Genomic DNA, 10624 nt, shown 5'->3' with positions numbered 1-10624 from the left:
AGATGTGTATAAGAGACAGGTGCGGTGGTTGCTTGTGGTTCGGTTTTTTGCGGGCTGGCGGCCAGGATGTCGGGGGGATGGATTTCGCCCTTGGGTGAAATGGGGGGTTCTTGTTGCGCCGGGGTGGTGGGGGAGGCGTCCAGTGCCGGGCCAGTGGGAGGCTCTGATTTGGGTGCGAGGTCGGGGGTGGGGATGGTTTTCTGGGCGGGTGAATCCCCCGGCTGGGGTTGGAGGGCCAGCGCCAGCGGCTCTGATAAGGTTGGGGCGGAGGGAGGGGCTGGCCGGGATGTAACGGTGATGCTTTTTTGTCCTGTCTCGGTCATTCCTGCAGGGTTCTCCTGGCCAAGCGGGATCAGGGGCGGGGTGAGGGAAGGCTCGCCCGGGCAAGGGGGTGATGGGATGGGACAAGGTGCCCAAAAGGCGGGCAGGCAGGCGGGGTTGGTGGCGGTGGGGTCTGGTGCGTCGGGCTGTTTTTGGGGGGCAGTGCTCCCCGGCTCGGAGGAGGAGGCGGAAGGGGCTTCGGCGGCGTCGTTGGGGGTGGGTCCCTCCCCTGCCCTTTTCGCGGGCAGGCAAAGTTGCAGGAGCTGCCAGAAGGCGGTGGTGGGCCGTACGGGCCTGCCCGGGCGGGGTGGCGGTTGATGATCAGCAGCCCGATCCGGGTTACGCGGGGGCGGGGCTTGACTGAGGGGAGTCATGGCCGAGGGGCGTTGCTGGAGGCATTCCGCACGCGCGTCAGGCGCAACTGATCGGTGATTTCGGCGGCGCGCCGGGCATCATTGGTGCCGCCCTTGCCGAGGCTTTCGAGGATGGCGGCGGTTTCGGCTTCTTTCATGAAACTGAAGATTTTGACGATCATTTCGTCGGGGAGCTCGCGCACGATGGCGGCGGCGCCTTCGGGGGTCATGGCGGTATAAACCTTGGCGAGCTTTTTCAAGTTGGCGGTTTCCTCCTCCTTGATGGAGACGATGTTTTTGTCCAGCTCCGCCTGCATGCGGTGGACGAGCTGGGTGATTTGATTGATTTCGGCGCGTTCGGCCTGGAGGCGGGCGGCGAGTTCCTGAAGCTGCTGCTCCTTGCGGGCGAGCAATTCTTTTTCGCTGCGCAGCTCGGCCATGAGCTGGTCGAGTTCGGGGTTGACGAAGTTCCAGGAGGGGCCGGTGACGACGGCGCCGGATTCCTGGGGGCGCGGGCCGAGGTGGCGGGCGACGCGGCTGGGTTCCAACAAGAGGAAGGTGGTGCCCAGGAAGCACAGGGCGCCAGCCACGGGGGTGATGATGCGTTGAATGAGGACGGGATTCATAGGGCCAAGGTGTCGGTGGCCGCCGCGCCCAGGCTGCGGGCGGAGTCGCCCTGGGCCAGGAAGCGCAAGGTGGCCAGCTCGTCGAGTTGTTTTTGTTCTTCGCGGGCCAGGGCCAGCTCATGCTGATGCCACTGGCGGTGCCGGAGTTTTTCGACGGCCTCGCGCTGGCGGCGGGCGACGGCGAGGCGGGACCAGGCGGCGGCGGTTTGTTCGCGGGCGTGGTGGAGGGCGGCCTCGGCGTGGTGGCAGCGTTCCTCGAGCATGGCGCACCAGTGCTGGCCGTGCATCAGCCAGAGGGCGGGCGCGCCGGCGGCCTCAAGCTCGCGCCGGCGGCGCCAGGCTTCTTCGAGGTTGTGGCGGGCCTGGGCGAGGGCTTGTTCGGCCTGCTGGCGGGCCTGCAAGCAGCGGCCATAGGCCTCGAGGGCCTGGCGTTCCTGCTGCTGGCGGACGACATAAACTGCCTGGAGGGTGAAACGAAATTTTTTCATGGCTTAGGCAGGGCGGGCGGGTTCTTTCATGAGGTCGGCCAGGCGGCGCCAGCTTTCCGCGGCCGGGACGCCCTCGCCGACGGGTTGGCGCAGGAAGTGGGTGAGCGGTTCGCGCAGGCGGATGGCGCGGTCAATATCGGGGTTGCTGCCGGCCGGGTAGGCGCCGATGTTGATGAGGTCCTGATTGCGGCGGTACACGGCGAGGGCTTCGCGGGCGCGGCCGGTCAGATCGAGTTGTTCGGGCGTCAGGAGGTCGCGGACGAGGCGGCTGACGCTGTCGAGGACTTCGATGGCGGGATAATGGTTTTGGGCGGCCAGGTCGCGGGAGAGGACGATGTGGCCATCGAGGATGGAGCGGACAGAGTCGGCGATGGGGTCGTTCATGTCGTCGGCCTCGACCAGGACGGTAAAGAGGCCGGTGATGGAGCCTTTTTCGCCGGTGCCGGCGCGTTCGAGGAGCTGGGGGAGGAGGGAAAAGACCGAGGGGGTATAGCCGCGGGTGGCGGGCGGCTCGCCGACGGCGAGGCCGATTTCGCGCTGGGCCATGGCGAAGCGGGTGACGGAATCCATCATGAGCAGCACATTGCGGCCGGTGTCGCGGAAATACTCGGCGATGGCGGTGGCGAGGAAGGCCCCTTTGAGGCGGGCGAGGGCGGGCTGGTCGGAGGTGGCGACGACGACGATGGATTTGCGGCGGCCTTTTTCGTCGAGGTCTTTTTCGAGGAATTCGCGCACTTCGCGGCCGCGTTCGCCGACGAGGGCGATCACGTTGACATCGGCTTCGGCGTGGCTGGCGATCATGCCCAGGAGGGTGGACTTGCCGACGCCGCTGCCGGCGAAGATGCCGAGGCGCTGGCCGCGGCCGCAGGGGATGAAAGTATCGAGGGCTTTGATGCCGGTTTGAAAGACCTGGCGGATGCGCTGGCGGCGGAGGGGATGCGGCGGGGGTAGGTGGAGGCCGATTTTGGCGCCTTCGGGGAGGGGGCCGCGGCCGTCGAGGGGGCGTCCGAGGGCGTCAATGACGCGGCCCATGAGGGCCTCACTGACGGAGGCCTGCAGGGGATGGCCGAGGGCCACGACTTCGCTGCCGGGGTGGATGCCGTGGACTTCGCCGAGGGGCATGAGGAGGAGGTGATGGTTGCGGAAGCCGACGACCTCGGCGAGGGTGGTGCCGTCTTTGCGGGCGGATTCGATGCAGCAGACTTCGCCGACGGCGGCGAGGGGTCCCTCGGACTCGATGACCAGACCGACGACCTGCACGACGCGGCCGCGGCTTTCGAAATGGCGGATTTGGCGCGCGCGGGCGGCCAGGGCGTGCAGGCGGCGGGCGGGGGAATCCCGGGAAGGATCTGGCTCAAGCCGGTTCATGGAGCAAGGATTGTTTGATCATTTGCAGCCGGGTTTCGCGGCGGGCATCAATGAGGCCGAAGCGAGTTTTGATGAGGCAACCGCCGCGGCTGACTTCGGGCGATTTAACGAATTGGAGGACATCCATGCCGCCGGCGGGGAGGAGGAGCGGAGAATTGACTTGTTGGAGGAGGGCGAGGTCATCGGGATGGAGGCAGACCTGGATTTCGGTGGCCTCCTCGACCTGGGCGAGGGCGTCGCGGACGGCGGCCTCGACCATGGCGGGGGTGATGGGGAGGCCGGCGACGAGTTTTTGGGCGACTTCGAGGGCCAGCTCGACGAGGGCGTTTTCACATTCGCGGGCGACCTTGGGGACGACCTGGCGGAGGCTTTCGAGGACGCCGTTTTGCAACTCGATCAGCTCGGCGCGCTGGCGCAACAACTGTTCGCTGAGGGCCTTTTCGCCATCGCGGCGGCCGCGCTGGTAGGCGGCCTCCTCGCGGGCGCGGATTTCGGCCTCGGAAGGGCCGGCGGCGGGGTGCGCCCAGCGGACGTCGAGGAGGGGCTGGTCGAGTTCAAGCGTTTGTGGCCATGGCTTCATTGCGGCTGCTTTGCAAGATTTCGACGAGGTCAAGTTCGCCCTCGGCCTCGAGGCGGCGGACGACCTCGATGATGCGGCCCTGGGCGGCCTGGACTTCCTTGGCTTTGACGGTGCCGAGGAAATTGATTTCCTCGTTGACGGTTTCGGCGGCGCGGCGGCTGACGCCGGCGAGCAATTTTTTCTTGAGCGCCTCGGGGGCGTTTTTGAGGGCCATGGCGAGGTCGCGCAGGTCCACCTCGCGCATGATTTTTTGGAGGGAATTGTTGTCGAGGAGGCCGAGGTCGTTGAAGGTGAACATTTTGGCGCGGATGTCCTCGGCGAGGGCGGCGTTTTGCTCGGTGAGGGCGTTGAGGATGGCGCGGCTGAGGTCGCGGTCCATGGCGTTCAACAGGTCGGCGGCGGCGCGCAGACCGGCGGCGGCGGCCATACCCTTGCGGGCCATGCCGGCGGTGCCGAGCTTGCGGGCGAGCATCTGGGCGAGCTGCTCGACGGTGTCCTGGGGGGCGCTGGTGAGGGTGGCGAGGCGTTCGACGACGCGGGCGGCGAGAGGCTCGGGGAGGTGCTTCAGGAGTTCGGCGGCGCGCTCGTTGGGCAGGTGGCTGACGACGAGGGCGATGGTCTGTGGGGTTTCGTGGCGCAGCAAATTGGCGAGGGCCTGGGTGTCCATGGCGCGAATGGGATCCCAGACGGGGGCGGCCACGGCGGCGGAGGGGGCCACGCGGCTCAGGATAGCCTCGGCCTGGACGGTGCCGAGGGCCTTTTCGAGGATGGCCCGGGCGGAGGAGACGCCGCCGGCCACACCGGAGGCGGCGCTAACGGCGAGGGAGGTGAACTCCTTCATGATGAGGGTTTGGACTTCGCCGCTGATGAACGGCAGGCGAGCCATTTCCGCGGTGATCAGTTCCACCTCCTTGGGTTCGAAGCGGCGGAGGATTTCGCCGGCGGTTTCGGGGCCCAGCATGAGCAGGAAGGCCGCCAGCCGCTGGACTTTGGGCATTTTCAGGAATTCGGCTTCCGCGGGGGCCACGGTGGGAGCCAGGGGGTTGGCGGGAGATGTGTCGGCCTCGGCCATGGGGGTTAATCATTGGCACGTCCCCGGAGCATCCATGCGCGGATGGCCTGGGACATGTTGTCGGGGTTTTCACGAATCAACTGGTTCAAAGCCTCGACACTAATGACTTCTTCTTCGCCGGAGCTGGAGCGCGCGAGGACGGGTTTGGGCCGGCCGTTGCCCAGCTTGCCATGGCCGTTGCCGTGGCCATTGCCGTGACCGTTGCCATGGCCCAGGGGCACGCCGATGGGGATGATTTCATCGGCGGTGCGGCGCAGCATGCGGAAGAAGAGGATTAGCACGGCCAGGGCGAGGGCGGGATAGGCGACTTTGGGGAGGAGTTCCATCCAGAACTGGCGGCGCTCCTGCTGCTGGAGCTGGTGGGCGACTTCGGTTTCGAGGGCGTCGTTGAATGGCATTTCTTCCAGGACGATTTCATCGCGGCGCTGGGGGTCGGCTTCGACGATGCCGAGGGCGCTTTGGACGATGCGGCGGAGTTTCTGGAGTTCCTCGGGGGAGCGGGGTTCGACCACGCGGTTGGTGCCGGAGCCGGAGACGCGGGCGGCGATGAAGACGGCGGCGCTGAGGCGTTTGATGCCGCCGGCCAACTGGGTCATGTTGCTGGTGGTGCGGCTGAAATCATATTGATTGTTGGTGGTTTTTTTCTTGGTGGTGGATTTGTTGAGGGAGGCGGTGGAGGCAGAGGGGTGGGCGTTGGTGTCGGTGACGGCGTTGGCGGTGACGCCGGGGACGCCGCCGGGGCCGCCGGCGTTGGTGGTGTCGGTGCTTTCGTCGTTCAAGGTGGAGACGCGGATGACCTGGCTGTCGGGGTCCACCTTTTCCTCGGTGCGGGTGAGGCTGTCGAAGTTGATTTCGGCGGAGACGCGGACGACGGCCTGGCCGGGGCCGACAACTTTTTCGAGCATGCCCTCGGCTTTTTTGGAGAGGTAGGTTTCGAGATTTTTGCGGGCGGCGAGCTGGGTGGCGGTGAGGCCGGCGACGGAATCGCCCTCGGCCTCCTGGGACAGGACGTTGCCGCGGTTGTCCACGACGCTGACGCGGCTGGGCTGGAGGCCCTCGACGGAGTTGGCGACGAGGAATTGGATGGCGCTGACGGAGGAGGCGGAGAGCTGGGCCAGGCCTTTGGTTTTGATGAAGACGGAGGCGGTGGGGCGGCGGGAATTGTCGGCCAGCAAGCGGTTTTCCGGGATGACGATCATGACGCGGGCGGCCTCGACCTCGTCGAGCTGGCTGATGGTGCGGGCCAGCTCGCCCTGGAGGGCACGGAGGTAATTGGCGCGCTGGACGAAGTCGGAGATGCCGAAATTGGGCTTGTCGAAGATTTCGAAGCCGACGCCGGATTCGTTTTTGGGGAGGCCCTTGGCGGCGAGCTGCATGCGGACCTGGTGGACTTTGGCGGCGGGGACGTAGATGGAGCCGTGGCCGGTGCGATAGGGGATTTTGGCATCGTCGAGGGCGGCGAGGACCTTGGCGGCCTCGGCGTCTTCGAGGCGGCCATAGAGGAGGGCGTAGTCGGTGCGGCTGCTCCAGAGGATGATGCTGACGAGGCCACCGACGACCACGGCACCGGCGAGCACGACGCTGAGGCGCTGGTTGAGGCCCAGTTGTTTCCAGATGGCCGCGAGTTGTTGGCCGAGTTGCGCCAGGGCGAGATTCATGGCTTAGAGCTGCATGCGCATCAGTTCCTGATACGATTCGAGCAGTTTATTGCGGACTTCCACCATCAACTGAAAGGAGACCTGGGCCTCTTCCATGGCGATGACGGTTTGATGGAGAGAGGTGTTTTTGCCGGCCAGGAGGTCATTGACGGCCTCGCGGGCGTGAAGCTGCCGGTCATTGACCTCGGTGACGAAATGATCGAGCAGGCGGCCAAAGGCCTGGGGGCCCTGGGGGGCGGGGGCGGGCTGGGGCGCGGCGAGGGATTGCAACTCGGCGGGGGTGATGCGCCCCGGCGCGGCGAGATTCGGCTGGGGCTGGACGGCGGTAGCACTGCCGGCCAGGTAGGCTTGGACAGGAGAAACCGGGATCATGGCGCGAGGGAGGGTTAACCGCGTTTGCCAATGCTCAGGGTTTGGGCCGCCATGTTGCGGGCGGTTTTGACGACGGCGAGGTTGGCTTCAAAGGCCCGCGAGGCGGCAATCATGTCGGCCATTTCCTCGTGGATGCTGACGTTGGGCATGGCGACCATGCCCTGGGGGTCGGCATCGGGGTGGCCGGGGTTGTAGATGAGGCGGAAGGGCCGGGGGTCGGGGACGATTTTGCTGACGGCGACTTTGGCGGGGCCGGGGCCGGCGGAGGCGCCGAGTTGCTGGCGCAAGACGCTTTCAAAGACGACCTGCTGGCGGCGGAAAGGTTTGCCATCCACCCCGCGGGTGGTGTTGGCGTTGGCGATGTTTTGGCCAATCACCTCCATGCGAATCCGCTCGGCTTCCAGTGCCGAGGCTGTGCTTTCGACGGCGGGGATGAGTTGGATCATAGGTCAAAAAAGCTCAGGCGGGACGCCCGGTGATGGCGAGGCGCAATTTGAGCAGGGTGCCGGTGATTAATTGGGTTTCGACGGCGTGGGCGAGGCTGTTTTGGTTGAGCTTGAGCAGCTCCTGCTCGAGTTGGACGGTGTTGCCGTCACGGTTGCGGGCGACGGCGGTGGTGTCCACCTCCAACCTTGGGGTGAGGGAGGCGATACGGGCGGGGTCTTTGCTGCTGATGGCCTGGCGAAGCTCGTTCTCGAAGGCCGGGGAGACGTCCACCCGTTGGTAGCCGGGGGTTTCGAGGTTGGCCAGGTTGCTGGCGATGGCCTCGTGGCGCAACATGGTGGCGTCCAGCATCTGCTTGGCCGCCACGTAGTTGGGTTGGTTAAACAACGCGCTGATCATACGGCGTCCGTTGCCGCGTGATGAGCAAGTTGAGTGCCACGGGTGAGAACCGCCGGAATCCCCTTGAAATCAGGGCGGAGGCGTGGGGGGATGGAAAAACTTGCCGCGCATTGCCGGGCGAGTGCCGGCAAAGTCTGCCCTGGGGTCAGGCCTTTTTGCGATAGGCCACGGTTTTGCCGAGGTTGACGGACTCGAAGGCTTCGTCCACGTAGAGGGTGGTTTCGCTGGAGCCAAGGAAGAAATACCCGTCAGGGGCGAGGCGTGCGCGGACGCCGTTGAGGATGGCGCGCTTGGTGTCGGTATCGAAGTAAATGAGGACGTTGCGGAGGAAGATGAGGTCAAAGAGGGGGGAAGGCGGCAAGGGGCGGGCCAGATTCAGTTCCTGGAAATCCACGAGGGCGCGGATGTCGGGATTGATCTGCCAGTTTTGGTCGGGGAGCTTTTTGAAGTGTTTGACGAGCAACATGGCGGGCATGCCGCGGTTGACTTCGAGCTGGGAATAGATGCCGGCGCGGGCGCGGTCGAGGCTTTCGGTGTTGATGTCGGTGGCGAGGATGCGGATCTGCCAGTCTTTGAGCTGGGGGAAATACTCGCGGAGGGTGAGGGCCACGCTGTAAGGCTCCTGGCCGGTGGAGCAGGCGCCACACCAGATGCGCAGGGTGCGGATGGTCTGGCGTTTTTGGATGAGTTCGGGCAATAATTGCTTGCGGAGGGCCTCGAAGGGGTGGAGGTCGCGGAAGAAGAGGGTTTCGCCGATGGTGAGGGCTTCGACCGCCTTGTGATGGGCGCCATTGACGGACTCGGAGCGCAGTTTGGCAATGAGGTGATTGACGCCCGGCAGGCCCATGCGCTGGGCCAGGGGGGCGAGGCGGCTTTCGACGAGGTATTCCTTGCCCGGCTCGATGATGATGGCCGCCTGGTCGCGCAACAGGGTGCGCACATAATTGAATTCATCTGCCGTGATGGGCATGGCTTAGACAACCGCCGCCGTTCTGGCGGCAGGGGTTAGGTGTTGAGGCTGCCAGGCCGTCCGCCCTACTTGCAGTTTTTGGGTGATAAGGAGCGCCAGCTCGTCCAAGGGGCGGACAGCTTCGGCGACGCCGGCCTTGACCACGGCGCCGGGCATGCCCCAGACGACACTGCTGGCTTCGTCCTGGGCGAGGACGGTGCCGCCGGCTTCGCGGATTTCGCGTCCGCCGCGCAGACCGTCCTGGCCCATGCCGGTGAGGACCACGGCGAGGGTGCCGCGGCCATAGACGGCGGCGGCGGCGCGGAATAACACGTCCACGGAGGGGCGGCAGGAGTTTTCGGGGGGGTCCTGGTTTAAGTGGGCGACGACATCGCCGTTGTGCCGGGCGAGGGTGAGGTGGTAATTGCCGGGGGCCACCAAACCATGCCCTGCCTGCACTGGGGCGCCCTCGCCCGCCTCAGCCACCGGGATGCCGCAATGGGCGGTCAGGTGGGTGGCGAGCATGCGGGTGAACATGGGGGGCATGTGTTGAACGATGAGCAACGGGACGGGGAGGTTGCGGGGCAGGCCGCCAAGCAAGACGGCCAAGGCGTTGGGGCCGCCGGTGGAGGCGCCGATGACCAAGGCTTCGACCTTATGGCCCTGCGAGCCGGCGAGGGAACTGAGATTCATGGGCAGCGCGGGGGCCGGGGTGGCAGCCGCGGGCGCCGCCGCGGCACGGCGGGCGGGGACGAGGGCCTTGAGTTTGGGGACGATGGCTTCGCGGGCCTGGCGGAGGCCCTCGGAGATGGTCTCAGCGCCGCTGGGTTTGTGGACGTAATCATTGGCCCCGAGGGTGAGCGCCTGGACGGTGGCGCTGGCGCCGAATTCGGTGAGGGTGCTGAACATGATTACGGGCAGTTTGGGGTAGAGCTTGCGGATTTCGCGCAGGGTGGTCAGGCCGTCCATTTCGGGCATTTCGATGTCGAGGATGACGATGTCGGGGTTGAGCTGGGGGAGGCGGGCGAGGGCGATTTTGCCATTGGCGGCGACGCCCAAGACCTCGACATCGGGGTCCTGGGCGAGGGCCTGGGAGACCACCTGGCGGACCACGACGGAGTCGTCCACGATCATGACCCCGATTTTGCCCATAATGCCTCGGGGTTCAGGCCACTCCCAGGAGGGAGAGTTTTTCCTGAATGACTTCTTTGGTGAAGGGTTTCATGGCGTATTCATTGGCACCGGCCTCGAGGGCCTGGGTGACCTGCTCCACCTCCGTTTCGGTGGTAACCATCATGATTTTCATTTCGTCGAAGGCCGGCTCTGCGCGGACGGCCTTGACGAATTCGTAGCCGTTCATTTCGGGCATGTTCCAGTCCACCAGACAGACGTCGGGGCGTTCGGCCTGGACTTTTTCGAGCGCCTCGGCGCCGTTGGCCGCCTCCACGATGTCCATGCCCATCTCGCGCAAGATGCGGCCGATGATGTTGCGCATGATTTTGGAATCATCCACGACTAATGCTTTCATAAGACACACTCAATCTTGATGACCATTGCCTGCCGGGACGGTGGCCAAGAGCGGTTCGCCGGGGTCGGGCGTGATCGCCCGCCGGGAGGCCGGCTTGTCCACTGGCGCTGAGGGGGCTTTGGGGGAGAGCTCTTCCCTGCCCCGGGCCTCGCCCAGCTTGAACTGGGCGGCGGCGGCCTGCAATTCCTGCGCCAAGGCGCCCAAATCCTGGGCGACGCGGAGGCTTTCGGTCACGGCCTGGGTGGTGCTTTGGGCGGTCTGGGAGACGCCGGCGATGTTGCGGGCAATCTCCTGGCTGCCCTGCGCGGCCTCCGCCGCATTGCGGGTAATCTCGTTCATCGTCGCCGCCTGCTCCTCCACCGCACTGGCAATCACCGTCTGAATCTGGTCAATCTTCCGGATCACCTCGCTAATCTCCCGGATCGCCTCCACCGCCCCGTGGCTGTCCCCCTGGATGGTCTGAATC

General features: G+C 65.7%; 14 protein-coding genes. All 14 read right to left on the bottom strand.

Features of this window, described 5'->3' with window-relative positions; all coding sequences use genetic code 11:
• On the bottom strand, nucleotides 1–323 hold a 323-nt coding region (locus N3J91_00320; protein ID MCX8154889.1), incomplete at its 3' end, for a hypothetical protein.
• A 368-nt stretch (nucleotides 324–691) separates the two neighbouring features.
• The gene (locus N3J91_00315) at nucleotides 692–1300 is read right to left on the bottom strand and encodes a hypothetical protein (protein MCX8154888.1); all 609 of its coding nucleotides are present in this window, start codon (nucleotides 1298–1300) and stop codon (nucleotides 692–694) included.
• Entirely contained in the window at nucleotides 1297–1788 is a 492-nt protein-coding gene (gene fliJ / locus N3J91_00310) for a flagellar export protein FliJ (protein ID MCX8154887.1), read from the bottom strand. Before fliJ ends, N3J91_00315 begins: the two co-directional genes overlap by 4 nt.
• A gap of 3 nt (nucleotides 1789–1791) precedes the next feature.
• Nucleotides 1792–3156 (bottom strand): FliI/YscN family ATPase, encoded by a 1365-nt coding sequence (locus tag N3J91_00305; protein ID MCX8154886.1) that lies wholly within the window; start codon nucleotides 3154–3156, stop codon nucleotides 1792–1794.
• Nucleotides 3143–3736 carry a FliH/SctL family protein gene (locus N3J91_00300; protein ID MCX8154885.1) on the bottom strand — a complete coding sequence of 198 codons (594 nt, stop codon included), beginning with the start codon at nucleotides 3734–3736 and terminating at the stop codon, nucleotides 3143–3145. The genes N3J91_00305 and N3J91_00300 overlap by 14 nt, the downstream gene beginning before the upstream one ends.
• Nucleotides 3711–4808: a flagellar motor switch protein FliG gene (fliG, locus tag N3J91_00295; GenBank protein ID MCX8154884.1), complete on the bottom strand. Its 1098-nt coding sequence runs from the start codon at nucleotides 4806–4808 to the stop codon at nucleotides 3711–3713. Before fliG ends, N3J91_00300 begins: the two co-directional genes overlap by 26 nt.
• Nucleotides 4809–4813: 5 nt before the next feature.
• Nucleotides 4814–6466: a flagellar basal-body MS-ring/collar protein FliF gene (gene fliF, locus N3J91_00290; GenBank protein ID MCX8154883.1), complete on the bottom strand. Its 1653-nt coding sequence runs from the start codon at nucleotides 6464–6466 to the stop codon at nucleotides 4814–4816.
• A 3-nt stretch (nucleotides 6467–6469) separates the two neighbouring features.
• Nucleotides 6470–6838, bottom strand: coding sequence for a flagellar hook-basal body complex protein FliE (fliE, locus tag N3J91_00285; protein ID MCX8154882.1), 369 nt, complete (start codon nucleotides 6836–6838; stop codon nucleotides 6470–6472).
• Between the two features lie 14 nt (nucleotides 6839–6852).
• Nucleotides 6853–7284 (bottom strand): flagellar basal body rod protein FlgC, encoded by a 432-nt coding sequence (gene flgC, locus N3J91_00280; GenBank protein ID MCX8154881.1) that lies wholly within the window; start codon nucleotides 7282–7284, stop codon nucleotides 6853–6855.
• Nucleotides 7285–7297: 13 nt separating this feature from the next.
• Nucleotides 7298–7681, bottom strand: coding sequence for a flagellar basal body rod protein FlgB (flgB, locus tag N3J91_00275; protein MCX8154880.1), 384 nt, complete (start codon nucleotides 7679–7681; stop codon nucleotides 7298–7300).
• A 145-nt stretch (nucleotides 7682–7826) separates the two neighbouring features.
• Complete coding sequence (locus N3J91_00270) at nucleotides 7827–8651, bottom strand: protein-glutamate O-methyltransferase CheR (protein MCX8154879.1); 825 nt, start codon at nucleotides 8649–8651, stop codon at nucleotides 7827–7829.
• Nucleotides 8652–8654: 3 nt separating this feature from the next.
• Nucleotides 8655–9764, bottom strand: coding sequence for a chemotaxis response regulator protein-glutamate methylesterase (locus N3J91_00265; GenBank protein MCX8154878.1), 1110 nt, complete (start codon nucleotides 9762–9764; stop codon nucleotides 8655–8657).
• A gap of 31 nt (nucleotides 9765–9795) precedes the next feature.
• Nucleotides 9796–10158 (bottom strand): response regulator, encoded by a 363-nt coding sequence (locus N3J91_00260; GenBank protein MCX8154877.1) that lies wholly within the window; start codon nucleotides 10156–10158, stop codon nucleotides 9796–9798.
• 9 nt (nucleotides 10159–10167) lie between these two features.
• The coding region (locus tag N3J91_00255) for a hypothetical protein (protein ID MCX8154876.1) at nucleotides 10168–10624 on the bottom strand (457 nt) is incomplete at its 5' end.

Source organism: Verrucomicrobiia bacterium (genome assembly GCA_026414565.1).
Lineage (GTDB): Bacteria > Verrucomicrobiota > Verrucomicrobiia > Limisphaerales > Fontisphaeraceae > Fontisphaera.
Note: the sequence above shows the minus strand (reverse complement) of the source record. Positions and strands in the feature narration are given on the sequence as shown.